At 74.4% G+C, this 23,449-nt stretch carries 26 protein-coding genes, 2 pseudogenes and 1 riboswitch; of the genes and pseudogenes, 19 read left to right on the forward strand and 9 right to left on the reverse strand.

Features of this window, described 5'->3' with window-relative positions:
* Positions 1-361: 361 nt before the first annotated feature.
* Positions 362-775 (forward strand): annotated as a pseudogene (locus ACRYR9_RS15215) (STAS domain-containing protein); the annotation flags it as partial.
* A gap of 49 nt (positions 776-824) precedes the next feature.
* Here ACRYR9_RS15215 and ACRYR9_RS15220 read toward each other — a convergent pair.
* Positions 825-1,874 (reverse strand): LacI family DNA-binding transcriptional regulator, encoded by a 1,050-nt coding sequence (locus tag ACRYR9_RS15220; RefSeq protein ID WP_432497377.1) that lies wholly within the window; start codon positions 1,872-1,874, stop codon positions 825-827.
* Between the two features lie 316 nt (positions 1,875-2,190).
* On the opposite strand from ACRYR9_RS15220, the gene ACRYR9_RS15225 reads away from it, so the two are divergent.
* From ACRYR9_RS15225 to ACRYR9_RS15275, 11 genes are all read left to right on the forward strand, one after another.
* Positions 2,191-3,522: an extracellular solute-binding protein gene (locus tag ACRYR9_RS15225; RefSeq protein WP_432497374.1), complete on the forward strand. Its 1,332-nt coding sequence runs from the start codon at positions 2,191-2,193 to the stop codon at positions 3,520-3,522.
* 89 nt (positions 3,523-3,611) lie between these two features.
* Positions 3,612-4,466 (forward strand): carbohydrate ABC transporter permease, encoded by an 855-nt coding sequence (locus tag ACRYR9_RS15230; RefSeq protein WP_432497382.1) that lies wholly within the window; start codon positions 3,612-3,614, stop codon positions 4,464-4,466.
* 4 nt (positions 4,467-4,470) lie between these two features.
* Positions 4,471-5,361 carry a carbohydrate ABC transporter permease gene (locus tag ACRYR9_RS15235; RefSeq protein ID WP_432497371.1) on the forward strand — a complete coding sequence of 297 codons (891 nt, stop codon included), beginning with the start codon at positions 4,471-4,473 and terminating at the stop codon, positions 5,359-5,361.
* 55 nt (positions 5,362-5,416) lie between these two features.
* Complete coding sequence (locus tag ACRYR9_RS15240; protein ID WP_432497368.1) at positions 5,417-6,112, forward strand: ThuA domain-containing protein; 696 nt, start codon at positions 5,417-5,419, stop codon at positions 6,110-6,112.
* Positions 6,097-7,239 (forward strand): Gfo/Idh/MocA family protein, encoded by a 1,143-nt coding sequence (locus ACRYR9_RS15245; protein ID WP_432497365.1) that lies wholly within the window; start codon positions 6,097-6,099, stop codon positions 7,237-7,239. Before ACRYR9_RS15240 ends, ACRYR9_RS15245 begins: the two co-directional genes overlap by 16 nt.
* A gap of 50 nt (positions 7,240-7,289) precedes the next feature.
* Positions 7,290-7,709: a RidA family protein gene (locus ACRYR9_RS15250; RefSeq protein ID WP_432497362.1), complete on the forward strand. Its 420-nt coding sequence runs from the start codon at positions 7,290-7,292 to the stop codon at positions 7,707-7,709.
* Between the two features lie 396 nt (positions 7,710-8,105).
* The gene (locus ACRYR9_RS15255; protein ID WP_432497360.1) at positions 8,106-9,083 is read left to right on the forward strand and encodes a hypothetical protein; all 978 of its coding nucleotides are present in this window, start codon (positions 8,106-8,108) and stop codon (positions 9,081-9,083) included.
* 79 nt (positions 9,084-9,162) lie between these two features.
* Positions 9,163-9,684, forward strand: a complete 522-nt coding sequence (locus tag ACRYR9_RS15260) for an RNA polymerase sigma factor (RefSeq protein ID WP_432497357.1) — start codon at positions 9,163-9,165, stop codon at positions 9,682-9,684.
* A complete protein-coding gene (locus tag ACRYR9_RS15265; protein ID WP_432497354.1) occupies positions 9,684-10,307 on the forward strand; it encodes a methylated-DNA--[protein]-cysteine S-methyltransferase in 624 nt (207 codons plus the stop codon). The genes ACRYR9_RS15260 and ACRYR9_RS15265 overlap by 1 nt, the downstream gene beginning before the upstream one ends.
* Before the next feature lie 19 nt (positions 10,308-10,326).
* Complete coding sequence (locus ACRYR9_RS15270; protein WP_432497351.1) at positions 10,327-10,518, forward strand: hypothetical protein; 192 nt, start codon at positions 10,327-10,329, stop codon at positions 10,516-10,518.
* Positions 10,519-10,522: 4 nt separating this feature from the next.
* Positions 10,523-11,062, forward strand: a complete 540-nt coding sequence (locus tag ACRYR9_RS15275) for a DUF6328 family protein (RefSeq protein ID WP_432497349.1) — start codon at positions 10,523-10,525, stop codon at positions 11,060-11,062.
* Here ACRYR9_RS15275 and ACRYR9_RS15280 read toward each other — a convergent pair.
* From ACRYR9_RS15280 to ACRYR9_RS15290, 3 genes are read right to left on the reverse strand one after another with little or no spacing between them, the layout of a single operon-like run.
* Positions 10,994-11,818, reverse strand: coding sequence for an ABC transporter ATP-binding protein (locus tag ACRYR9_RS15280; protein ID WP_432497347.1), 825 nt, complete (start codon positions 11,816-11,818; stop codon positions 10,994-10,996). The genes ACRYR9_RS15275 and ACRYR9_RS15280 overlap by 69 nt on opposite strands.
* The gene (locus ACRYR9_RS15285) at positions 11,815-12,852 is read right to left on the reverse strand and encodes an ABC transporter substrate-binding protein (RefSeq protein ID WP_432497344.1); all 1,038 of its coding nucleotides are present in this window, start codon (positions 12,850-12,852) and stop codon (positions 11,815-11,817) included. The genes ACRYR9_RS15280 and ACRYR9_RS15285 overlap by 4 nt, the downstream gene beginning before the upstream one ends.
* A gap of 23 nt (positions 12,853-12,875) precedes the next feature.
* Positions 12,876-13,985, reverse strand: coding sequence for a FecCD family ABC transporter permease (locus tag ACRYR9_RS15290; protein ID WP_432497341.1), 1,110 nt, complete (start codon positions 13,983-13,985; stop codon positions 12,876-12,878).
* Between the two features lie 158 nt (positions 13,986-14,143).
* A riboswitch (SAM riboswitch) is annotated at positions 14,144-14,253 on the forward strand.
* Positions 14,254-14,455: 202 nt separating this feature from the next.
* On the opposite strand from ACRYR9_RS15290, the gene ACRYR9_RS15295 reads away from it, so the two are divergent.
* The 4 genes from ACRYR9_RS15295 to ACRYR9_RS15310 all read left to right on the forward strand — a co-directional run bounded on the left by ACRYR9_RS15295 (position 14,456) and on the right by ACRYR9_RS15310 (position 17,423).
* On the forward strand, positions 14,456-15,409 hold the full coding sequence (locus tag ACRYR9_RS15295; RefSeq protein ID WP_432497339.1) for a MetQ/NlpA family ABC transporter substrate-binding protein: 954 nt from the start codon (positions 14,456-14,458) through the stop codon (positions 15,407-15,409).
* Between the two features lies 1 nt (position 15,410).
* Positions 15,411-16,439 carry a methionine ABC transporter ATP-binding protein gene (locus ACRYR9_RS15300; RefSeq protein WP_432497336.1) on the forward strand — a complete coding sequence of 343 codons (1,029 nt, stop codon included), beginning with the start codon at positions 15,411-15,413 and terminating at the stop codon, positions 16,437-16,439.
* Between the two features lie 61 nt (positions 16,440-16,500).
* Positions 16,501-17,100, forward strand: coding sequence for a methionine ABC transporter permease (locus ACRYR9_RS15305; protein WP_432497380.1), 600 nt, complete (start codon positions 16,501-16,503; stop codon positions 17,098-17,100).
* A 98-nt stretch (positions 17,101-17,198) separates the two neighbouring features.
* Positions 17,199-17,423: a hypothetical protein gene (locus tag ACRYR9_RS15310; RefSeq protein WP_432497333.1), complete on the forward strand. Its 225-nt coding sequence runs from the start codon at positions 17,199-17,201 to the stop codon at positions 17,421-17,423.
* A gap of 193 nt (positions 17,424-17,616) precedes the next feature.
* Here the strand turns inward: ACRYR9_RS15310 and ACRYR9_RS15315 are convergent, their stop codons facing one another.
* Positions 17,617-18,087, reverse strand: a complete 471-nt coding sequence (locus ACRYR9_RS15315) for a hypothetical protein (protein ID WP_432497331.1) — start codon at positions 18,085-18,087, stop codon at positions 17,617-17,619.
* A 114-nt stretch (positions 18,088-18,201) separates the two neighbouring features.
* Positions 18,202-18,831, reverse strand: coding sequence for a maleylpyruvate isomerase family mycothiol-dependent enzyme (locus tag ACRYR9_RS15320; RefSeq protein ID WP_432497329.1), 630 nt, complete (start codon positions 18,829-18,831; stop codon positions 18,202-18,204).
* Between the two features lie 25 nt (positions 18,832-18,856).
* Between ACRYR9_RS15320 and ACRYR9_RS15325 the strand changes: the two genes are divergently transcribed.
* Positions 18,857-19,366 (forward strand): putative immunity protein, encoded by a 510-nt coding sequence (locus tag ACRYR9_RS15325; protein WP_432497327.1) that lies wholly within the window; start codon positions 18,857-18,859, stop codon positions 19,364-19,366.
* Positions 19,367-19,468: 102 nt separating this feature from the next.
* Positions 19,469-19,603: pseudogene (locus ACRYR9_RS15330) on the forward strand (DJ-1/PfpI family protein); the annotation flags it as partial.
* A 12-nt stretch (positions 19,604-19,615) separates the two neighbouring features.
* On the opposite strand, the gene ACRYR9_RS15335 reads toward ACRYR9_RS15330, so the two are convergent.
* The 3 genes from ACRYR9_RS15335 to ACRYR9_RS15345 all read right to left on the reverse strand — a co-directional run bounded on the left by ACRYR9_RS15335 (position 19,616) and on the right by ACRYR9_RS15345 (position 23,099).
* The gene (locus ACRYR9_RS15335) at positions 19,616-21,445 is read right to left on the reverse strand and encodes a thiamine pyrophosphate-requiring protein (RefSeq protein WP_432497325.1); all 1,830 of its coding nucleotides are present in this window, start codon (positions 21,443-21,445) and stop codon (positions 19,616-19,618) included.
* A 65-nt stretch (positions 21,446-21,510) separates the two neighbouring features.
* A complete protein-coding gene (locus tag ACRYR9_RS15340; RefSeq protein WP_432497322.1) occupies positions 21,511-21,828 on the reverse strand; it encodes a YtxH domain-containing protein in 318 nt (105 codons plus the stop codon).
* Between the two features lie 77 nt (positions 21,829-21,905).
* Positions 21,906-23,099 carry an aminotransferase class V-fold PLP-dependent enzyme gene (locus tag ACRYR9_RS15345; protein ID WP_432497320.1) on the reverse strand — a complete coding sequence of 398 codons (1,194 nt, stop codon included), beginning with the start codon at positions 23,097-23,099 and terminating at the stop codon, positions 21,906-21,908.
* Positions 23,100-23,211: 112 nt separating this feature from the next.
* Between ACRYR9_RS15345 and ACRYR9_RS15350 the strand changes: the two genes are divergently transcribed.
* On the forward strand, positions 23,212-23,400 hold the full coding sequence (locus ACRYR9_RS15350; RefSeq protein ID WP_432497317.1) for a DUF2795 domain-containing protein: 189 nt from the start codon (positions 23,212-23,214) through the stop codon (positions 23,398-23,400).
* The last annotated feature ends 49 nt before the right edge of the window (positions 23,401-23,449 follow it).

Below are 23,449 nucleotides of genomic sequence, written 5' to 3' on the forward strand. Positions count from 1 at the left end.
GTGGTGATCTTGCACGGTTGAGCCCTCAAGCGTGCAAGATCACCACGGGAGGGGGCGTCACGACATCGGCATGACCGTGACGTCCGTGACCGTGAAGTCGAGGCGGTGCGGGTGAGCCGCTGACGGCTCACCTGGCGCTGCTCGCCCTGACCGCGCCCGTCCGTCGGCCGCGCTCAACCTGTGGGTCTCGCTTGGCGCGGGGTGAGGTCGGTGAGCTGCGCGGTGGCCGAGGGAGTACACCGGGGTGGGCCGGGAAGTGTCACCACCAAGACCGTCGGAAGTGTCACCGATGTCCTGGTGCAGAACTGTCACCGATGTCCTGAGACATGACATCGGGTTGATGGAATCCTCACGGTGGAACACCCTGCGGCGCACGCCCGAGAGCGAGACGACCGTCATGGTCGTCACCTTCGCCGTGGTGGTCGCCACCCACGACCTGGCCATCGGCGTGGTCGTGGGTGTGCTGGTCGCCGCCCTCCTCTTCGCGCGCCGGGTGGCCCACCTCGTCGAGGTCGAGGGAACCCTGGAGCAGGACGGGGCGGTGCGCCGCTACCGGGTGCACGGCTCGCTGTCCTTCGCCTCCTCCAACGACCTGGTCCACCTGTTCGACCACGCCGAGGACCCGGAGGACGTGGTCATCGACCTCTCGGGCGCGCACGTGTGGGACGCCTCCACCGTCGCCGCCCTGGACGCCATCACCGCGGAGCACGCGGCGAAGGGCGAGCACGCCACCGTCGTGGGGCTGCACGAGGCCAGCGCGCAGCGCTACGAGCGCCCGGCCCCGCTCGGCGGCCAGGCGGGGGTGCCGGGTTCGGGGGGTGTCGTCAGGCGGGCGGGGGAGCGGTGGTCGCGCGGACCACCAGCTCGGTGGCGAGCTCCACGTGGTGCGAGTCCAGGTCCTCGCCGGCGGCCACCCGCAGCACCGTCTTCAGCGCCACGCGCCCCATCTCCCGCAGCGGCTGACGGATCGTCGTCAGCGGGGGCGTGGCGACCTCGGCGAGCTCGGTGTCGTCGAAGCCCACCACCGACAGGTCGTCGGGGATGCGCAGCCCGCGCACCCGTGCGGCCTCCATCACGCCCAGCGCGATGGAGTCGCAACCGGCGACGACGGCCGTGGGGCGGCGGGCGCGGTCCAGCACCTGCTCCCCGACGCGCCGGCCGGGTTCGTAGGCGAAGTTCTCCGTGTCCAGCGCGGACTCGGCCGTCACGTCCAGGCCCGCCGCCTCCATGGCCGCCCGGAAGCCGTGCTCGCGGGCGCGGTTGCAGGAGGAGGTGCCCGGGCCGCCGATGTAGACGATGTCGCGGTGGCCCAGCTGCAGCAGGTGCTGGGTGGCGGTCATGCCGCCGGTGAAGTTGGTGGACCCCACGCTGGTGACCTCGCGGCGCGGCAGGTTCAGCGGGTCGATGACCACCAGCGGCAGACCCACCTGCCCCAGCGCGTCGACGTGCTCGGCGGTCAGCTGACCGGTGACGACGATGACGCCGCACCGCCCCAGCGCGGCCAGGCCCTGCGCCCACGAGCGCGCGGACGGGCCCTGTGAGAGGTCGTCCGCCAGGCGGCCCACGGCGACGGACACCTCCACCTCGTCCGCACCGCTGAGCACGCCCTCGATGACCTGGGTCGAGTAGGCCCGCAGCTCCCCGTGCACGAAGAACTGCACGACGCGCTGCGCGGGCTGGGGGCGGCGGGCCGAGGGGGGCGCGTAGTCGTGGCGGCGCAGCAGGTCCTCGACCAGGGCGCGCGTGTCCGCGGCCACGTCCTCGCGCCCGTTGACCACCTTGGAGACGGTGGCGATGGAGACGCCGGCCGACTGGGCGATGGTCGCCAGCGTGGGTCGCCGCCCGTTCCTAGTGCGTGCGGTGCGTTCGAGCACGGCGGCCCTCCTCGGCTGGCTGTGCTGGGACTGTAGCGGTGCAGGAGCCGTTTCCGCGGTGCTCTGCAGCGTTGTATCGAAAACTTTAGACCAGTTCGGGCCGTCCGCGGCCCTGCTGGTCACGGATGAGCCTCGGAAGCGGTGGACAGCTTGACCATCCTCGCGGGTGGTGCCTATGGTCTCGTCCAGTCGCCGTTGTCGAAAACCTTTCGACAACGGTGAGAGGTGAGGGCCCTCCGGGCCCCCCGGGGGTGGCAGCCGCCGCTCCCGTTCGAGAGCAGCCGCAGGGACGCGGCTCGGCGCATCGGAGATCACAGTGGATCAGAACCGCAGCTCCCGACGGTCCTTCCTGACCCTGGCCCTGGCGACCCCGCTCGCCGCGACGGCACTGGCGTCCTGCGGCGGGTCCTCCGGCCCCGGGCAGGCCGCCGAGGGCGACGCGACGATCTGGTTCCTGACGGGCGCGCCCAAGGAAGAGGTCCGTCAGCAGTCGGTGGACTCGTTCAACGAGTCCTCCGAGGTCGGCGACCTGGCCGCCACCGCCTACCAGAACGACGCGTACAAGACCAAGATCCGCACCGCCATCGGCGCCGGCCAGGCGCCCACCCTGATCTTCAGCTGGGGCGGCGGCAGCGTGCGCGACTGGGCCGAGGCGGGCCAGATCGAGGACCTCACCACCTGGGTCGAGGAGAACCCCGAGGTGCGCGACCGCCTCTTCGACGCCGCCTGGATCCCCGGCCTCGTCGACGAGAAGATCTACGCCGTGCCGCACGAGACCGTGCAGCCCGTCGTCCTCTACACCAACGGCAAGCTGTTCGAGCAGGTCGGGGCCCAGCCGCCCACGACCTGGGACGAGCTCATGGCGCTGGTGCCCGTCTTCAACGACGCCGGCATCGCCCCGATCTCGCTGGCCGGCCAGTCGCGCTGGACCACCATGATGTGGCTGGAGTTCCTCGTGCAGCGCGTCGCCGGCACGGACGCCTACCTCGCCATCAACAACAGCCAGCCCGACGCCTGGTCCAACCCGGACGTCCTCCAGGCCCTCACCATGGCGCAGGACCTGGTGCGCGCCGGTGGGTTCGTCGAGGGCTTCAACTCCGTCGTCGCCGACCAGAACGCCGACCAGGCGCTGCTGTACACCGACCGCGCCGCCATGCTGCTGCAGGGCAGCTGGTGCTACGGATCCATCAAGGCCGACGGCGGGGACTTCGTCAGCAGCGGCAACCTGGGCTTCCAGTCCTTCCCCGTCGTCACCGGCGGCAAGGGCGACGGGCTGAGCACCGTCGGCAACCCGGCGCAGTACTACTCCATCTCCTCCAACGCCACCGACGAGCAGAAGGAGATCGCCCGCGCCTACCTCGCGGACGGCGTGCTCACCGAGGAGATCGCCCAGGCGTTCATCGAGGAGGCCGGCGAGGTCCCGATCCTCAAGGGCGTCGAGGACCAGCTCGCCGAGGCCCCGGACGGCGAGTTCCTGACGTTCGTCTACGAGATCGCCAGCACCGCCCCGTTCTTCGGGCAGTCGTGGGACCAGGCGATCAGCCCCACCGCCGCCGAGGAGCTGCTGACCAACATCGCGCAGCTGTTCCAGCTCTCGATCGACCCGCAGACCTTCGCGAACAACATGAACGCGGTCGCGGGCCAGTGAGCAACGCCCCTGTGGGCACCGTCGCGGTCGGACCGGCCGCGGCGGGCCCCGCCCGCGTCAGTTCCAAGCGCAACGGTGGCACCGGGCCCCTGTGGTGGCTGGTCCTGCCGGCACTGGTGTTCTTCACCGTCTTCGGCATCGTGCCCCTGGTGGGCGTCTTCGCCCTGAGCTTCACCGACTGGGACGGCATCGGCGACCTCCGCTTCGCCGGGCTCAACAGCTGGACGGCGGTCCTGCGCGACCCCGAGCTGCCCAACGCCCTGCTGGTGACGTTCCTCATCATGATCCTGTCCTGGCTCGTCCAGACGCCGATCAGCCTGCTCATCGGCGTCTTCACCGCGGGGCACCAGCGCTACCGCGCCTTCCTCGCGGTGCTGTACTTCGTCCCGCTGCTGCTGAGCTCGGCGGCCATCGCGATCGTCTACAAGGCGCTGCTCGACCCGAACTTCGGCATCGGCGCCGGCCTGGGCCTGGACTTCCTGAACCAGGACTGGCTCGGGCGGCGGTGGCTGGCGCTGGGAGTCGTCATCTTCGTCGTCTCCTGGCAGTTCGTGCCGTTCCACTCCCTCATCTACCAAGGTGCGGTCCGGCAGATCCCCGCCTCGATGTACGAGGCGGCGCAGCTCGACGGTGCGGGCCGCGTGAAGCAGTTCTTCCACATCACGGTCCCGCAGCTGAAGTACACGATCATCACGTCCTCGACGCTCATGGTCGTCGGGTCGCTGACCTTCTTCGACCTCATCTTCGTCCTGACCCAGGGCGGGCCGGGCAACGCCACCCGCGCACTGGCGCTGGACATGTACCTGCGCGGCTTCCGCGCCAGCCTCATGGGGCAGGCCAGTGCGATCGCCGTCATCCTGGTGCTGGTCGGCCTGGCCCTGGCCCTGCTGCTGCAGCGCCTGGGCGGCAAGGACTCCAACACCAGCCAGCTGGAAGGGGCCTGAGGCCATGGCCACCACCGTCTCCACGTCCGAGCGCGCCTCGGCGGGCGCGGGCGGCGCCCGCCGAGGGCGCCGCTCGAGCGGTTCGCGCAACTACCTCGGCGGTCTGGCCGGCTGGATCTGGCTGGCGATCATCATCGTCCCGATCTACTGGATCCTGATCACCAGCTTCAAGGAGCAGTCCGAGTACTTCCGGACCAACCCGCTGGCGTTGCCGCAGAACCCGACCTTCGCCGCGTACCAGCAGGTCATCGAGTCCAACATCGCCCGGTACTTCCTCAACAGCGTCATCGTCACCCTGGGTTCGGTGGTGCCGGCGGTGCTGATGTCCTTCATGGCCGCCTTCGCCATCGTGCGCGGCGGTGGGGGGAAGTTCCTCAAGGCCGTCAACGGCGTCTTCCTCATGGGCCTGGCGATCCCGCTGCAGGCGACGATCATCCCCGTCTACCTGATCATCATCCGGCTCGAGCTGTACGACACCCTGCTGGCGCTGATCCTGCCCTCGATCGCCTTCGCGATCCCGCTGACGGTGCTGCTGCTGAGCAACTTCGTCCGCGACGTGCCCAACGAGCTGTTCGAGTCCATGCGCCTGGACGGCTCCAGCGAGTGGGGCACCATGTGGCGCCTGGCGTTCCCGCTGACGCGGCCGGCCATCGTCACGGTGAGCATCTACAACGCGCTGCAGGTGTGGAACGGCTTCCTGCTCCCGCTGGTCCTCACCCAGAGCCCGGACCTGCGCGTCCTGCCCCTGGCGCTGTGGACGTTCCAGGGCCAGTACACGGTGAACATCCCCGCCGTGCTGGCCGCGGTCGTCCTGTCCACCTTGCCGATCCTCGTGCTCTACGTCGTCGGCCGCCGTCAGCTCATCGCCGGCCTCACCGCCGGTTTCAGCAAGTGACGCACCGCCCCGCCTGGCGCCACCACCCGAAGCACCACCGGAAGGACATCCCCTCGTGACACAGCGGCAGGCCCTCGTCGTGCGCGGCGGCTGGGACGGGCACCAGCCCGTCGAGGCCACCGACCTGTTCATCCCGCACCTGGAGGCGAACGGTTTCACCGTCCGCGTCGAGGACTCGCCGAAGGTGTACGCCGACGGCGACCACATGGCGGGTGTCGACCTCGTCGTGCAGTGCAACACCATGAGCACCATCGAGAAGGACGAGCTCGCCGGCCTCATGACGGCCGTCGAGAACGGCACCGGCCTGGCCGGGTGGCACGGGGGCATCGCCGACTCGTACCGCAACTCCTCCGACTACCTGCACCTCATCGGCGCGCAGTTCGCCTGCCACCCCGGCAAGGCGCCCGAGGAGCGCGTCGGCGAGCAGTCGGACAACTACGTGCCCTACCGCGTCGAGATGCTGCCCGCCGCGGCCGAGCACCCCATCACGCGGGGCATCGGCGACTTCGACCTCGTCACCGAGCAGTACTGGGTGCTCGCCGACGACTACCTCGACGTGCTGGCCACCACCACCCAGGCCGTGCGCGCGTGGGACCCGTGGAACCGGCCCGTCACCTCGCCGGCGATCTGGACCCGGCAGTGGGGGAAGGGGCGCATCTTCGTCAGCACCCCCGGGCACAACGTCGAGGTGCTGCGCGATCCGAACGTGAAGACGATCATCGAGAGGGGCCTGCTGTGGGCAGCTCGCTGAACCAGCCGCTGCGCGTCGGCGTCGTCGGCGCCGGCACGATCAGCGCCCAGTACTCCGCGTGCCTGCAGCGCCTGCCGCAGCTGCGGGTCACGGCCGTGTCGGACCTGAGCACCGAGCGCGCCGGCGCCCTGGCCGCCGAGCACGACGGCGCCCGCGTCCTGACCCTGCCGGAGCTGCTGAGCGCCGACGACGTCGACGTGGTGCTGAACCTCACGCTGCCGTCCACGCACGCCGACATCGCCCTGCAGGCCATCGCCGCCGGCAAGCACGTCTACGGCGAGAAGCCGCTGGCGATGGACGTCGCCGAGGGCCGCGAGGTCGTCAAGGCCGCCGCCGCGGCGGACCTGCGGGTGGGCTGCGCGCCCGACACCGTGCTCGGCACGGGCGTGCAGACCGCGCGCGCCGTCGTCGACGCCGGGGAGATCGGCGTGCCGCACTCGGCCACCGCGTTCATGACGACGCCCGGGCACGAGCGCTGGCACCACTTCCCCGACTTCTACTACCAGCCCGGCGGCGGCCCGCTGCTGGACATGGGCCCGTACTACGTCACCTCGCTGGTGCAGCTGCTCGGTCCCGTCGAGCGCGTGGTCGGCGTGTCCTGGCGGCCGTCCGCCACCCGCACGATCGGGCAGGGGCCGCGGGCGGGGGAGAGCTTCGACGTCACGATCGACAGCTCGGTCGCCGGCGTCCTCGTGCACGCCTCCGGCGCGGTGTCCACGCTGGTGATGAGCTTCGACACCTGGGCGGCGCGCCTGCCGCGCATCGAGGTGCACGGCACCGGCGGTTCCCTGTCCGTGCCGGACCCGAACCACTTCGACGGCACCGTGGAGGTCTACTCCGCGGCCAGCGCCCCCGCGCCCGGCCCGGACGCGGACCACGACGCGAACTGGCGCGACGTCGGCGTGCGCGCGGGCTACACCGGCGCGGGCCGCGGGTACGGCTTGGCCGACCTCGCGATCGCCCTCGCCGAGGGGCGCTCCCACCGCGCGAACGACGAGGTCGCCCTGCACGTCCTGGACGTCATGGAGTCCGTGCAGCGCGCCGCCGACACCCGCTCGAGCGTGGAGCTGAGCACCACGTGCGAGCGGCCCGAGGCGATCGAGACCCCCGTGGACCTCACCGCCTGAACCCCCGCGGTCCCCACCCCGAGGACCCGTCCGTCCGGCACACTGCCCGCGTGAGCGAGCAGCGGCCGGGTGGGCGGGTCCTCGTGTCGTCCGGGGCCGTGTGGGAACCCCTCGTGGGGTACTCGCGCGCCGTGCGGGTGGGGCCCCAGGTGCAGGTGGCGGGCACGACCGCCGCCGGGCCGGACGGCCGCGCCGTCGACGGCACCGCCGGGGACCCCGCCGCGCAGACCCGCGAGGCCCTGCGCCGCGTGCAGGCGGCGCTGGAGCAGGCCGGTGCCCGGCTGTCCGACGTGGTGCGCACCCGCCTGCTGGTCACCGACGTCTCCCGGTGGGAGGAGGTCGGCCGCGTCCACGGCGAGTTCTTCGCCGACGTCCGGCCCGCCACCACGATGGTCGAGGTCAGCGCCCTCATCGACCCGAGCCTGCTCGTGGAGGTCGAGGTTGACGCGGTCGTGCTGACGGGCCGCTGACTCAGCCCGCGGCACCACGGCACGCCACGTCCTGCGGGGGTGATGTGAAGCGTTGCGGCGCAACGGGTCTGCTGTCGGCGTGAGTTCCTCCGCCGTGAGCTGGTCGAGTGCCTCGACCCCTTCCGCGCGCACCCGCTGTCGACCGGGTTGGCGTGTGAGGAAGATCACTAGGTGTTTGACAACACCGGCTGTGAGCTTGAGGATGCAACAGACAGCCGGACCGGGGGGTACGGCGAGGACACCGAGCAGTTCGAAACTGCTTCCCGAGATCCCCCCGGAGGTAGACCCGAAACCCTGCCAGGAGCAGGCCGGCTGGAGAAGCCGGTCCTGCACGCTTCCGCCTGCCCGCTCGTGCCGGCAGGCCCACGACCGCCTCCTCCAGAAAGTGGGTCTCCCATGTCCGCTCGCACCCGCCGAACCCGGTTCAGACTCCTCGCCACCACCGTCGCCGTGCTGCTGTGCGCCGGTACCGCCCCGGCCGCCGCCGACGACGTCGTGGAGGCGGAACCCGCCGTCGTGGAGGAGACCGCCGGGGGGGCGACCAGCGGCGACGAGGAGCGGGAACTCCTGCAGGCACCGGCCCTGGCCGCCGACGCCCTGGTGTGGCGGCCCTCGGCCACCGACCGCACCTTCAGCGCGCCGTCCGACCGCGACGTGCGCATCGAGTGGCCCTCCACCCCCATCGACGTCGAGGGCGGGGTGCAGCTCAACGGGGGCCGCAACGTCGTGTCCATCGGGGGGACGGTCAAGCCCTCCCGCCGGTACTTCCCCGCCGGGCAGGACACCCCCAACGACAACCGGTGCCTGTACATCACCGGGAACAGCCGTTCCTCCGGACCCCGCACCGTCCACGTCGAGGGCCTGCACTGCGCCGGCGAGCACGTCTGGGAGGGGATCAACATCGACGCCAGGGGCGAGCGGAAGTCCCTCACCGTCCAGCTGCGCAACATCCTCGTCGACGGCGTGAACGTCGAGTACCCCGGCGGCACCGGCAAGCACATCGGTGGTGACGCCCTGCAGGTGTGGAACGGCCCGCACAAGCTTCGCATCGACGGCTTCACCGCCAAGAACCTCGAGTACCAGGGTTTCTTCCTGCAGCCGTACTCCTCCGGCTCGGGTTCCCTGGGCCAGTGGGACATCCGGAACGTGAACCTCGTCGGGGCGCAGTCGGGTTCCGCGTTCCTGCTGTGGGTGAGCCCGCTGAGCCGGATCGACGTCACCTGGCGGAACGTGTACGTGCAGGGCGGCGGGGACCGCTCGCGCAGCCGCACCATCTGGCAGTCCGGTTCCTACAGCTCCTCCGAGGTCGTCAGCGGTCTCGCGCCGCGCGACTTCGTGCGCCCGGCCGGCGGCACGGGCGCCCGGGCCGCCTGACCGGCACCCCGCCACCCCCGATCACCCCGTGGCCGCGACGGCGACCTCACACGAGGGCTCCCCGCGGCGTCCACGGGGTGTGAGGGGGAGCGCGGCGGAGCCGCTGGAGCCGTTCGAGGCCGTCGTGCAGCAGCACGGGGCCGTGGTGCTGCGGGTCTGCCGGGCCGTCGTCGGCCCCGACGCCGCCGACGACGCCTGGTCCGAGACGTTCCTCGCCGCGCTGCGCGCCTACCCGTCCCTGCCGGCGGGCAGCGACGTGCGGGCGTGGCTGGTGACGATCGCGCACCGCAAGGCCCTGGACGTGCACCGCGCCGCGCGCCGGCGACCCGTGCCGACCGGGCGAGTGCCCGACGTCGCCGCGCCGGAGGAACCGGTGCCGGACCCCGTGCGCGACGCGCGGCTGTGGGCCGCCGTCGCGGCGCTGCCGCCCAAGCAGCGCCGGTGCGTGGCCTACCACCACCTCGCCGGCCTGCCGCACGCCGAGGTCGCCGCCCTGGTGGGCGGCACGCCCGCGGCGGCCCGGCGCGCGGCGGCCGACGGGATCGCCGCGCTGCGCAGGACGTGGGGGTCACGGCCGGACGACGAGGGGGAGGGGCACTGATGGGCGAGGACCTGCTCAGGACCGTGCACGAGGGCGTGGGGGAGGGCGCCGACCTGGCCGTGCTGCGGGCCGGCCTGGCGGCGCGGGCCGCGGCCGACGGCCTGCTGGACGTGGCCTACCGCACGGTGGACTCGCCCGTGGGGCCGCTGCTGCTGGCCGCCACCGGGCGCGGGGTGGTGCGGGTGGCGTTCGAGCGCGAGGACCACGACGCGGTGCTGGCGGCGCTCGCGGCGCGGCTGAGCCCGCGCGTGCTGCACGCCCCCGCGCGGCTGGAGGCGGCCGCGCGCGAGCTGGGGGAGTACTTCCAGGGCCGGCGCCGGGCCTTCGACCTGCCGCTGGACCTGTCCCTGGCCACGGGGTTCCGCCGCGACGTCCTCGACGCGCTGCGCACCCTGCCCCACGGCGGCACCGCCACCTACGCCCGCGTCGCGGCCCTGGCCGGCAGCCCCCGCGCCGTGCGGGCCGTGGGCACCGCCTGCGCCCGCAACCCGCTGCCGCTGCTGGTGCCGTGCCACCGGGTCGTGCGCAGCGACGGCGGCACCGGCGAGTACGTCGGCGGCGCCGGCGCCAAGGAGCTGCTGCTGGCCCTGGAGGCCGGCTCCGGGTCGACGGCGGGCGGGTGATCGGGGCAGGGTGTGGCGCGTGAGCGAGACGAGCGCCGAGGACTTCCAGCCCCAGACCGCGCCGCGCCCCGACGACGTCGAGGCGATCGAGGACGCCGCCGAGCAGGAGCGGCTGCACCGGGCCGCCGAGCGGCCCGAGCCGGCCGACGCCGACGAGCGCGAGGAACCCGCCCTGCTCGACGACCCCGACGACGACGGCGCACCGGCCTGAGCCCGTGAGCACGGTCGATCCGGTCAACGGCGTCGAGGACGCCTACGCCGCGCTGCGCAACGAGACCCCCACGGAGCGGCTGGACCGCAACTGGGTGGAGCTCCTGCAGGAGCTGCGGGTCGTGCAGACCGGGGTGCAGCTGCTGGCCGGGTTCCTCATGACGCTGCCGTTCCAGTCGCGCTTCGACACGCTGGACACCTTCCAGCGCAGCGTGTACGTCGTGGTGCTGCTGCTGGCGGTCACCGCGATCGTGCTGTTCGTGGCGCCCGTCGGGTACCACCGGGCGCTGTTCCGCCGCCGGTCCAAGGCGCGCCTGGTGGAGGCGGGCACGCGCTTCGCCAAGGCCGGCCTGGCCACCGTCGGGGTCGTCGTCGCCGGCGGGGTGCTGCTCGTGGTGGACGTCGTCGGCGGCCGGGTCGCGGGAGCGGTGGCCGGCGGCGGCGTCGCCCTGCTCGTGGCGCTGTGCTGGTGGCTGCTACCGGTGCTGGCCGTGCGCGCCGCGGAGGCCGAGCGCTCCGGGGAGGGGGCCGGTCCCGCCCGGTGAGGCCGGCCGCAGCACGAGCTGGAACCCGTCCTCGTCCTCCACGCGGCGCGCCTGGACGCCGTACACGGCGCGCACCGTCGCCGGTGTGAGCACCTCGCCGGGCTCCCCGGCCGCGACGACGCGCCCGGCGTCCAGCAGCACCAGCTCGTCGCAGTGCGCCGCGGCGAGGTTCAGGTCGTGCAGCACGACCACGACGGTGCGCCCCAGGCCGCGCAGCAGCCCCAGCACCTCGTGCTGGTAGCGCACGTCCAGGTGGTTCGTCGGCTCGTCCAGCAGCAGGTTCGGCGCCTGCTGGGTCAGCGCCCGGGCGATGAGGACGCGCTGGCGCTCGCCCCCGGACAGGTCGCCGAGCAGCCGGTCCGCCAGGTGCAGGGCCCCCACCTGCTCCAGGGCCGCCGCAGCGGTGGCCTCCTCGGCGGCCGTGGTGCGCGAGAACGCCCCGCGGTGCGGGGTGCGCCCCATCAGCACCACCTCCGCCACGGGCATCGGCAGCACCCCCTCGCCGTCCTGCGCCACGACCGCGACCCGGCGGGCGACCTCGCGGGCGGACAGCGCCGCGACGTCGTCGCCGTCGACGTGCACGGTGCCGGCGGACGGGCGCAGCGAGCCGTGCAGGGTCCGCAGCAGCGTCGTCTTGCCGCCACCGTTGGGCCCGATGAGCCCCAGGACCCGCCCCGGGGCGGCCGTCAGGTCCACGCCGTGCAGCACCGGCCGGCGGCCCCGGTGGGTGAAGCGCACCCCGCGGGCGAGGATCACGAGGCCCCCGCGGTGGTGCCCGTGGTGGTGCCGCTCGTGGTGGCGGGGCCGAAGGCGTCGACGATGCGCTCCAGGCCGTCCACCGCCAGCGGGGTGGCCGGCTCGGTGAAGTTGAACAGCTGCACGAGCACGTCGCCCTCGCGCACCGCGGTCAGGCCGTCCGCCCCCGGCAGGCTCGTCACGGCCTCGAGCACCCGGTCCGGGTCGCCGTCGCTGTGCAGCAGCACCAGCACCTGCGGGTCGCGGGCCAGCAGTTCCTCGGGTGTCACCTCGAACACCCGGTCGGCGACGTCCGCGAACACGTTGCGCAGCCCGGCCGCCTCCAGCTGGGGCGTGGCCGTGCTGGCCGCGCCGTAGGCGTAGGTGACGCCGCCGCCGACCGTCGGGTAGAGCACCGCGGCGGTGCGCGTCGGCGCGCCGGCCGCCGCCACCCGCTCGCGGACCGCCTCGACGCGCCCGCGCAGCCGCCCGGCGACCTCCTCGGCCTGCTCCTGGCGCTCGAACACGCGCCCGTACAGCCGGACCTGCTCGTAGACGGTGTCGAACCCGGGGTCGCCGCCGCCGGCCGTGCACAGCGCCGGTTCCTCCAGCAGCGCGATCCCGGAGGCCGCCAGCGACGCGCGGTCCAGGCCGTCGACCTCGCCCAGCACGAGGTCGGGGCGCTGGGCCAGGACCACCTCGCGGGAGATGCGCAGGTGGCCGCTGGTGTCGGTGCGGTCGGTCAGCAGCGGCACGGCGTCCAGCTCGCGCTGCGTCGACTCGTCGTAGTACCCCGCCGGGTACAGCCCGGCGCGGGCGACGACGCGGTCCAGGACGCCCAGCTCGTGCAGGTACGGCACGGCGGCGCTCTTGAGCAGCACCACCCGCTCGGGCGGGGTCCGCAGCACCACCGGCTGCCCGCAGTTCACCAGCTCCAGCCGGTCGCCCGTGGACCCGGTGCCGCTGCTGCCGCCGGTGCCGCTGCAGCCGGCGCCCAGCAGGGCGAGGGTCGCCGCGAGCACGGTCGCGCGCCGGGTGGGGCGGGCGGTTTCCAACGGGACCTCCACGGGGGACGCGATCAGGCGCCGGTGCGGGTGCCGCGCACCAGCCACAGCAGGAAGGGGCAGCCGGCCAGCGCGGTGACGATGCCGATGGGCAGCTCCTGCGGCGCCAGCACGGTGCGGGCCAGCAGGTCGGCCGCCACCAGGAACGCCGCGCCCAGCAGCGCCGCGGCGGGCACCGACCAGCGGTGCGCACCGCCGACCAGGCGCCGCGCCACGTGCGGCACCACCAGGCCCACGAAGCCGATCGTCCCCGAGGCGGCAACGAGCACCCCCACGCACAGCGACACCACGGCCAGCAGGACCGTGCGGAAGGCGGCGGGGGAGACCCCCAGGCCGCGCGCGGTCTCGTCGCCCAGGGCCAGGGCGTCCAGCCGCGGCCCCCACGCCGTCAGGACCGCCACGGTCGCGGTGACCACCACGAGCACGGTCCCCAGCGCGGCGCCCCGGGTGGCCAGGCCCAGCGAGCCCAGCAGCCAGAACGTCACCGAGCGGGCCCCCTCGGCGGAACCGGAGGCGAAGACGAGGAAGCTCGTGGCCGCGTGCAGCGCGTACCCGACGGCGACGCCCGCCAGCAGCAGCCGCGCCGAGGTGACCTGCCCGGCGCCGCGGGCGACGGCGTAGACCAGGACGGAGGCGGCCAGGGCGCCGGTGAACGCGCTGCCCGCCAGGGCGTGCTCGCCCCAGCCGGCGCCGGCCCCCAGCAGCAGCGCCGCCGCGGCGCCCGTGGAGGCGCCGGAGCTGACGCCCAGCAGCTGCGGGTCGGCCAGCGGGTTGCGCACCATCGCCTGCAGCGCCGTCCCGCACACCGCCAGCCCGGCGCCGACGGCCAGGCCCAGCAGGACCCTCGGCAGGCGCACGTCGTGCACCACCGCGTCCACGACCGGGTCCCACGTCACCCGCGCCGGGAACCCGACCAGGTGGTGCCCGGCCACGCGCAGCACGTCGGCCGGGGCGATCGCGACGGCGCCCACGACCGCACCCAGCAGCGCCGCCGCCCCGGCCAGGACGGCCAGCACCAGCAGCACCAGGGCGCTGCGGCGGGCTCGGGCCCGCCGCCCGAGCGGGTCGCCGGGACGGGCGGGCGGGGCGGGGCGCCACCGGGGCGGGGCGCCGGTCGACGGCACGGGGACCTCCTGCGGGCGCGGCACGGCGGGTGGGCTTGTTGCAACCTACTCGCGACAAGCACCGGCGGCCGCACCGGTGCGGGGCGCCCGGCACCGCGGGCCCCGGGCGCCCCGCCGCGTTTTGACGCTCCCTCGAACCCGTCGTTACGATCCACGACGGCATCGAGCGTCAGCGTCAAGCCCTGGCTTGCTGACCGGCAACCCTCGTCCGCGGTGGGGTGCTCCAGGTGAAAGCCCGGCGGGGCGGTGCGCCCCGCAAGCGTGTGGCCGTGCCGTCGCAGCAGCGGTGGACCGGCCTGGTCGAGCAGGAGGCAACCCGTCGTGAGCCCGCGCGCCACGCCCCCCTCGTGTCCCCGGGGCGGCACCGCCACCGGCGGCTGACCGCCCCGCGCCCTCCCACGACCCCCGCGCCGCCGGACCCGGCGCCGGCGGGGGACCCGAACCCGCACCACCCCACGAGGAGCCCCGAGTTGTCCAGCGCCGCCACCCCTCCGTCCCTGCCCGACAAGCCCGGCCGCAGCAAGCTGCCGATCGTCGTCGGCGTCGCCGTCCTGGCGGTCATCGCGATCGTCGTCGCGATCGTCGTGCGCAACACCGGCGACGACGACACCGCCACCACGGCCGCCGGCGAGGCGCAGACCGTGCGCATCGGCGTCACCGACCAGGCCGAGCCGTACTGGGGCACCTACGTCGACCTGGCCCGCGAGCGCCTCGGCGTCGACGTGGAACTGGTGAACTTCTCCGACTACAGCCTGCCGAACCCGGCGCTGAGCCAGGGCGAGGTCGACCTCAACCAGTTCCAGCACACCCAGTACCTGGCGAACTACAACGTCACCGCCGGCGACGACCTGCAGCCCGTCGGCTCCACCGCCGTGTACCCGCTGCCGCTGTACTCCACCCAGCACGACGGCCCCTCGCAGCTCCCGCAGGGTGCGAAGGTCGCCATCCCGGACGACGCCATCAACGAGGCGCGGGCCCTGCTCGTGCTGCAGGACGCGGGTCTGCTGACCCTCGCCGACGGCGGCTCCGCGTTCTCCACGGTGGAGGACGTGCAGGAGGCGAAGGTCGAGGTCGTCCCGCTGGACGCCTCCCAGACCGCCGGCGCGCTGCAGAACGGATCCGTGGCCGCTGCCGTCGTCAACAACAACTACGCCACCAGCGCCGGGCTGCCGGTCGAGGACGTCGTCCACCAGGACGACCCCGAGAGCGAGTCCGCGGTGCCGTACGTGAACCTCTTCGTCTCCCGCGCCGAGGACACCGGGAACCAGACCTACCTGGACCTCGCCGAGCTCATCCACGACCCGGCCGTGCAGGCGGAGTTCGTGAAGAGCTACCCGCAGGCCGTCGTCCGCGACGTCGACCCCGCCACCCTGCAGGAGCAGCTGGCGGACGTCGAGGAGGACGCGCGGGCGGCGCAGGGCTGAGATGGCCGACCCCATCGTGCGCCTGCGGGGCGTCACCAAGCGGTACGAGCGCGGCGGCAAGTCCGTCACCGCCGTCGACGACGTCAGCCTCGACGTGCACGCCGGCGAGGTCATCGCCGTCATCGGGTACTCCGGGGCCGGCAAGTCCACGCTCGTGCGGCTGGTGAACGCCCTGGAGGCGCCCACCTCCGGGACGGTCACCGTCGCCGGGCGGGAACTGACGCGCCTGCCCGAGAAGGACCTGCGGACCGCGCGCCGGGAGATCGGCATGATCTTCCAGCAGTTCAACCTGTTCCGCTCCCGCACCGTCGCCGGGAACGTCGCCTACCCGCTGAAGGTGGCCGGCGTCCCCCGGGAACGGCGCGACGCGCGCGTCGCGGAACTGCTGGACTTCGTCGGCCTGCTGGACCGCGCCCACGCCCACCCCGAGCAGCTCTCCGGCGGGCAGAAGCAGCGCGTCGGCATCGCCCGCGCCCTGGCGACGAACCCGCCGCTGCTGCTGGCCGACGAGGCCACCAGCGCCCTGGACCCGGAGACCACCACCGAGGTCCTCTCGCTGCTGCGGCGGGTCAACCGCGAGCTCGGCGTGACCATCGTGGTCATCACCCACGAGATGGACGCCGTGCGGCAGATCGCCGACCGGGTCGCGGTCATGGAGGCCGGCCGCGTCGTCGAGGTGGGTGACGTCTACGACGTGTTCTCCACCCCGCAGACCGCCCCGGCGCAGCGGTTCGTGCGCAGCGTCCTGCACGACCGGCCCACCCCGGAGCAGCTGGCGCGGCTGCGCGAGCACCACCCCGGGCGCCTGGTCACCGTGCAGGTCACCGACGAGATCGGCCTGCAGAAGCGCGTCGACGACGCGTTCACCACCGCTGGGGTCCGCACCGAGCTCGTGCACGGCGGAGTGGGGGAGCTGCGCGAGCGGCGCATCGGCTCCCTGACCTACGAGACCACCGGTCCCGACAGCGCCGTGGACGCCGCCCTCGCCGCCCTGCGCGCGGCGGGCGTGCGCGCCGAGGAGGAGGTCTGACGTGGAGGGTTTCCTCAGCACGCTCGACGTCTACGTCGAGTCCATCTGGGAGACGCTGTTCATGGCGCTGGTCTCGATGGTCGCCTCCGGCGTCATCGGCCTGGCGCTCGGCATCGCCCTGTACGCCACCCGTCCCGGGCACCTGCTGGGCAACCGGGTGGTGTTCGGCGTCCTCGGCGTCGTGGTGAACATCGTGCGCCCCATCCCGTTCGTCATCTTCCTGGCGGCGGTCACCCCCCTGCAGATCGCGGTGCTCGGCACCACCATCGGCACCGGGGCGGTGACGTTCGCCATCGCGCTGGCCGCGGCGTTCGCGGTCTCGCGCATCGTCGAGCAGAGCCTCGTCGGGGTGGAACCCGGTGTGGTGGAGGCCGCGCGCGCGGCCGGCGCCTCCCGGCTGCGGATCCTCTTCGGCGTCGTCGTGCCCGAGGGCCTGGGCCCGCTCGTGCTGGGGTACACGTTCATCTTCGTGGGCATCGTCGACATGACCGCCCAGGCCGGTCTCGTCGGCGGCGGTGGCCTGGGCGACTACGCCATCACGTACGGCTCCCAGCGCTACGACTGGGGCATCGTCTACGTCAGCGTCGCCACGATCATCGTCATCGTGCAGGTGGGCCAGCTCATCGGGAACCGCATCGCCCGCGGTGTCCTGCGCCGCTGACCGCGCCCCTGCCGCGCCGGTGGGCGGGTCCCCGCACCGGGGGCCCGCCCACCGGCGTTCCCGGTGCCGGGGCGCCCCCCGTGCCGCACACTGGGACGGTGGCGAGCGCGGACCGGGTGCTGGTGGGTGGGCTGCTCGCGCTGCTCGTGGTGGTCCTGGTGACCACCACCGTGCGGGCGCTGCGCCGCTCGCGGCGGCGCGCGACCGCCGTCCGCGACGACACCCTGCGCGCCGGCCGGGACCCCGAGCTGGACGGCTCGGGTGCGGCGCTGCGCGCGATGGGCCGCAGCGCCTGGATGCGCCCCGGCGGCGGCGGGTTCTGAGGCGGGGGAGTCCGCGCGGACCGGGCCTGGTGCCTGACCAAGGACGTCGATCCGCACTACGCCGGCATCGCCGCCCCTGCCGCCGCGATCGAGGACCTGCTGACCGGCTCGCAGCTGGACGTCGTGCCCGCCGACCCCGCACGGCAGCCACCGCACTACTGGTGAGGCGCGAACGCCCCGGCGGCACAGCAGCTCAGGCGCTGCCCGCGTCGGCGATGCGCCACGCCTCGGTGTCGCCGTCACGCACGAGGAGGTAGCCCCAGGCGGTCTGGCCGTCCGGCATGGACGTGTCCGCCCCGCGCAGCTCGAAGGTCACCGGGACGAGGACCGCCTGCGCGTGCTCCTGCGCGTGGCTCTCACCCACCGCACCGTCCGCGCCCGCCGCCGGCTGCGTGATCGCCTCGGAGACCTCGACGTCCTCGATCGTCGGCGGGTCCGCCGCCCACGCACCCCGCCCCGAGTACGGCCGGGTCGTCAGGGCCGCCGCTGCGGCCTGGTCGCCCCCCTGCAGGGCTCCGAGGTAGGTGCGCACCACGTCCTCGGGGGAGGTGGAGGCATCGACCGTGGCGGCCCCCGGCGCCAGGGTGTCGCCCGGTGAGGCGGCGCACGCCGAGAGCACCACGGCGCTCAGCGCCGCGGCGACCAGGAGAGGCGCTCTCTTCACCACTCCAGTGCAGCAGCCGCGACCACGGGTGGGGAGCGGATCGCGCAGATGCACACCCACCGACCTCGCGCCTCGGACGGCCGACCACCCGGTGGCCCGGGCGCCGGGCCGTCCTCAGCTCGGCGTTAGCCGGCCGCGCAAGGTGGCGACGCCCTCGCCGGTGAGGGCGTCGAGGGCTGCACCGCGGCCGGTGCCGGCCAGCAGCAGCGCCTGGGCCGTGCCGCTCACCACCGGGCCCGTGCCGTGCGCGAAGTCGATGTCTTCCGCCTCGAACCGCAGACCGCTCAGCGCTCCCTCCGGCACCAGGCCCGAGGGGGCCGTCATGACGAACGCCAGCGCCTTGCGCAGCCGCGGTTCCGGAACGTCGTGGTGCAGCCGCAGCGGCCAGCGGATGTCCAGGCCGTGCACCAGCACGTCCAGCAGGGGCGCCTCCGGTCCCGACCCCGGTGGGGTGAAGCGGGAGTCCGCCTTGCGGCGCAGCACGTCCACGATCTCGGTGAAGGGCCGCTGCGCCAGCCGCCGGGTCACCCGCTCGTTGGCCCGGTCGAAGTTCCCGCCCGCCAGGAGCACGGCCAGCACGACCCTCGGAGTGCTGACCTCCAGGGGCATGACGAGGTGCGCGAGGACGTCGTGGACGCTCCACGCGTGGCACAGGCTCCTGGTCGCCTGCTGCTGCGGGGTCAGGGCCGCGACCTGGTCGGCCAGGGCCCGCCGCTCGTCGGCGATCTCCTCGAACACGTCCACGGGCCGATCATGGCACCCTGGCGGTGTGATCCTCCCGGAGGTCCGCGACCCGCGCCTGGTCACGATCCGCCGCGGCGGGACCCTCACCGACGAGGACCACCGGCTCCTCGCGCTGTGGGCCGCCGAGTGCGCGGAGCACGTCCTGCACCTCTTCGAGGGCGAGCAGCCCTCGGACACCCGTGTGCGCGAGGCCGTCGAGGCGGCGCGCGTGTGGGCCGGCGGCACCCTGCCGATGGTGCGGGCGCGGGCCTGCGGTGGGCACGCGATGGGAGCGGCCCGCCCGCTGCGCGGGGCCGCGCGGTACGCCGCGTACGCCGCCGGTCAGGCCGCGTGCGTGGCCCACGTGCCCGAGCACGACCTCGGTGCCGCCGCCTACGCGATCAGGGCGGTGCGAGCGGCGGGCACCGGCGGTCCCGGCGCCGGGCGGGTGGAGCGGGACTGGCAGCGCGGCCGCCTCCCGGAGCGGGTCCGGGCGCTGGTGCTCCAGGACCAGGCCAGGCGCAACGCGATCTGCTTCTGCGCCTTCGACGACTGACGGGACCGCGCGCTCGTGCCGATCCCCGCTCGCGGTGCTGTGCTCGAGACCGGCCGGCACGAGCGAGCACCAGGTCCCCACCGCGACCGCGGCACCGGGTTCGGCGACGTCATCACCTCCGCCGGGGTGTCCGCCGGCATCGACACGGCCCTGCACCTGGTCGCCCGCCTCGCCGGCGCCGAGCGGGCCCGCCAGGTGCGCCGCGGCATCCAGTACGACCCGCGACCGCCGGTGTGACGGCCGCGGGGGTCAGTCGCGGTCCCTGCGCACGACCCTGGCTGCGGCGCCCGCGGTCTGGCGCACGCCGTCCACGACGATCCGCGCCGCCGACGGGTCCCCGCGCAGGCCCGCCTTCGCGGTGGCCTTCGCGGTGTTCGCCACCTGCTCGAGGGTGACGTGCGGGGGGATCATCGGAACGTCCGGGTCCACCACCGCGTCGATCACGGTGGGCCGGCGCGCCGCGAACGCCTCGTCCAGCAGCGCCTCCAGGCCCTCGGGGCCCTCGGTGCGCACCCCGCCCAGCCCCAGCAGGCCCGCGTACTGCCCGTACGGCAGGTCGGGCACGTCCATCGCCGCGCCGAACGGCACCTCGCCCTGCATCGCGCGCGCCTCCCACGCCACGAACGACAGCTGCCGGTTGTTGAACACCACGACGACGAACCGGGGGTCCTGCCAGGTGCGCCAGCGCTGCGCGACGGTGATGAGCTCGTTGATGCCGTTCATCTGCATGGCGCCGTCGCCGATCAGCGCCAGCACGGGCCGGTCCGGGTGCGCCTGCTTGGCGGCCAGCGCGTAGGGCATCCCGCCGCCCATCGACAGCAGCGTGCCGGACAGCGACGCCAGCATCCCCGGGCGCAGGTCCAGGTCGCGGGCGTACCAGCTGGTGGCGGTGCCGCAGTCCACGGCGACCATCGCGTCGTCGGTCAGCCGCTGCGACAGGCCCCGCACGAGCAGTTCCGGGTTCAGCGGGTTCGCCGCCGCCGCGGCACGCTCCTCGCCCCACGCCCGCCACGTCGCGTTCCAGCCGGCGATCTCCTCGCGCCAGGACGGGTCGGGGTCCGCGCCCTCCAGCAGCGGCAGCAGCGCCGCGAGGGTCTGCTGCGCGTCGCCCACGAGGTTCACCTCGGTGGGGTAGCGCAATCCGCACCGGGTGCCGTCCACGTCGATCTGCACCGCGCGGGCCTGCCCGGGTTCGGGGTAGTACTCGCTGTACGGCATGGTCGTGCCGACCATCAGCAGCACGTCGCAGCCCTGCATGAGGTTCCAGCTCGGCCGGGTGCCCAGCAGCCCGATCGCGCCGGTCACCCAGTCCAGGCGGTCGTCGAGGACCGCCTTGCCCAGCAGCGCCTTCGCCACCCCCGCGCCGAGGCGGTCGGCCACGGCCGTCAGCTCCTCGGTGGCGCCGAGCGCACCGGCTCCGGCGAGGATCGCCACCCGCTTCCCCGAGCGCAGCACCTGCGCGGCCTGCGCCAGCGCCTCCGCCCGCGGCGCCCCCGGCAGGGAACCGGGCACGGAACTGGTGTGGGTGTACCCGTGCGCGACGGGCACCTCCAGGACGGCGTCGGCGTCCTGCAGGTCGCTGGGCAGCACGATCGCGGTGACGGTGCGCCGCTCCAGCGCGGTGCGCGCGGCGCGGTCCACCGCGTGCTGCACCTGGCTGGGGTCGCTGACCTGGAACACGAACTCGCCGGCCACGTCGGAGAACAGCCGCACCAGGTCCAGTTCCTGGTAGTAACCCGTGCCGAGGGAGTTGCTGGCGCTCTGCCCCAGCAGCGCCACGACCGGCACGTGGTCGAGCTTGGCGTCGTACAGGCCGTTCAGGGCGTGGACCGCGCCGGGGCCGGAGGTCACCGCGCACACCCCGATCGGGCTGCCGCCGAACTTCACGTCCGCGGTCGCGGCGAAACCCGCGGTCTCCTCGTGGCGGACCTGCACGAACTCCGCCTCACCGGCGGCCTGCGCCCGGCCCAGCGCCGAGACGACCCCGCCGATGCCGTCGCCGGGGTAGCCGTAGACCCTGCGGGCGCCCCACCGCGCCAGGCGCGAGACGACGTGGTCACCGACCGTCGGAGAGCTCATGGCTCCACGATCGGGGCCCCACCGCCGCCGCGCACCCGCAGCGGCGGGTGCACGGCGCGCGGGTGTCAGTCGGTGGGCATGCGGGTGTGGTGCTGCTCGCCGAGCGGCTCCTCGACGTCCTCGCCGCCGCCGTTCACCTTCGAGCGCACCGTGCCGGCCACCGAGCCGGCGGTGGCGCTGACCTTCTCCTGCGCCTTCGCGCCGGCCTGCTTGGCCACGTCGGTGGCCTTGCCCTCCAGGTCGCTGACCGTGCTCTGCACCTTGGGGTTGCCCCACGCGCGCGAGGCGGCGGAGCTGATCTGCTCGTAGCGCTCCCGGCCGGCGCGGGCGCCGAGGACGTAACCGGCGGCTCCGGCCACCAGGAACAGGACCTTGCCCTTCATCACGAACCTCCCGGGTTCTCGTGTCGGTGATCTGGTGATCACCGACCACTCTCCCAGCGGGGCGGGTTTCGCGCGCGTCAGAGCGGCCCGGCCACCGCCCGGCGCAGGGCGTCGGCCAGGCGGTCGACGTCGGCGGCCGTGGTGTCCAGGTGCCCGCTGACGCGCAGCGCCGGAGCGCGCATCTCCCCGGGCGCGCGCTCGGTGCCCAGGAACGTCGTCAGCACCCCCTCCTGCGCCAGCAGCCGGGCCCGCAGGGCGGCCAGGTCGACACCACCGTCGTCTGCGCCGCTGTCCGGCCCCGGCCCGCCGGCGGGGCGCAGCGTGACCGTGGCGCTGGGTTCCGCCGGGTCCTCCAGCACCTGCCAGGAACCGCGCAGGGCGTCGGCCAGGCGGTGGCGCACCGCCCGGCCGACGTCCGCCAGCCCGGCGCGCACGGCCGCCGGCCCCAGGTCGCGGTGCTCGGCCAGCGCGGCGGCGAACCCCAGCCACCCGGCGACGTGCGCCTCGGTCCGCTCCAGCGGTCCCAGGCGCGCCGCCAGGGGCCCGCGCGCGGCGACGAAGCCGACACCGCGCGGGCCGGCCAGCCACTTGCGGGACGTGCCGTAGACCACGACGTCCGCCTCGGCGGGCAGAGCGTCCAGGGCGGTGTCCACGTGCCCGAACGCCTGTGCGGCGTCCACCACGACGGGCACACCGGCCGCGGCGCACGCCGCGGCGACCTGCGCAGCGGGCTGCACCGTGCCGACGTGGCTGCCCACCCACGTGACGTGCACGAGGTCCGGGCGGGGGCCGGCGCCCAGGGCGCGCGCGAACGCCTCCGGGTCCAGCCGGTGCGGTCCCGGCACGGGCAGCGGGCGCACGCCCAGGTGCCGCAGCAGCGCCACGTTGGGGCCGTACTCGCCCGGCGCGTGCGCCGCGGTGACCGGCGCACCGCCGGGCCAGGCCAGCAGCAGCTGCGCCAGCGCGTCCCCGGCGCCGTGGACGAACGCCACGGAGCCCTCGCCGGCCGGCCAGCCCAGCAGCGCCCGCACGTCGTCGCGGGCGCGCTCCAGGACGGGGGCGGCCGCCGCGGCGGCGACGTAGCCGCCCACCTCGGCCTCGCGGCGGGCGTGCGCGGCGCTCGCGTCGAGCACCGCCCAGCTGCTGCGCCCGGCCGCGGCGGAGTCCAGGTGCACCACGCGCCGCGGCGGGCGGGTGCGCCGCCACGCGGCGGCCAGCGGCGCGGGGGCCAGGGAGGGGGAGGCGTCGGGCTGTCCGGGAGCGGGGTCCACGGACGTGATCGTGGCACCCCGAGGTGCGGGGGCGGCCGATCCGCGGGTGGATGGGGGCGCCGGCCGCCGCGGGCGGACGGTCCCGAACCCGAGACCAGCAGAGGAGCGAGTCGTGGCGAACGTCAGCCCCATCGACGTCCAGAAGGCGCTGCACGGCGTGGACTACCCCGCGTCCAAGGAGGCGCTGGTGAGAGCCGCCCAGGACAACGGCGCCTCCCAGGAGGTCCGCGACGCGCTGGGGGGCATCGCCGACCGCGAGTACGAGGGCCCCACTGGCGTGTCCGCCGAGATCTTCGACTGACCCCTCGCCGGGGGGCGGGGGGGGGCGGGGGCCGGGGCGGGGGGCGGGG

It is taken from the genome of Kineococcus auxinigenes, assembly GCF_050871525.1.
Classification (GTDB): domain Bacteria; phylum Actinomycetota; class Actinomycetes; order Actinomycetales; family Kineococcaceae; genus Kineococcus.

What these genes read in the sequence shown, in the direction of transcription:
- ACRYR9_RS15235 (WP_432497371.1), top strand. Translation starts at nt 4,471, where the DNA reads ATGGCCACCACCGTCTCCACGTCCGAGCGCGCCTCGGCGGGCGCGGGC.
- ACRYR9_RS15255 (WP_432497360.1), top strand. Translation starts at nt 8,106, where the DNA reads ATGTCCGCTCGCACCCGCCGAACCCGGTTCAGACTCCTCGCCACCACC.
- ACRYR9_RS15265 (WP_432497354.1), top strand. Translation starts at nt 9,684, where the DNA reads ATGGGCGAGGACCTGCTCAGGACCGTGCACGAGGGCGTGGGGGAGGGC.
- ACRYR9_RS15300 (WP_432497336.1), top strand. Translation starts at nt 15,411, where the DNA reads ATGGCCGACCCCATCGTGCGCCTGCGGGGCGTCACCAAGCGGTACGAG.
- ACRYR9_RS15305 (WP_432497380.1), top strand. Translation starts at nt 16,501, where the DNA reads ATGGCGCTGGTCTCGATGGTCGCCTCCGGCGTCATCGGCCTGGCGCTC.
- ACRYR9_RS15335 (WP_432497325.1), bottom strand. Translation starts at nt 21,445, where the DNA reads ATGAGCTCTCCGACGGTCGGTGACCACGTCGTCTCGCGCCTGGCGCGG.
- ACRYR9_RS15340 (WP_432497322.1), bottom strand. Translation starts at nt 21,828, where the DNA reads ATGAAGGGCAAGGTCCTGTTCCTGGTGGCCGGAGCCGCCGGTTACGTC.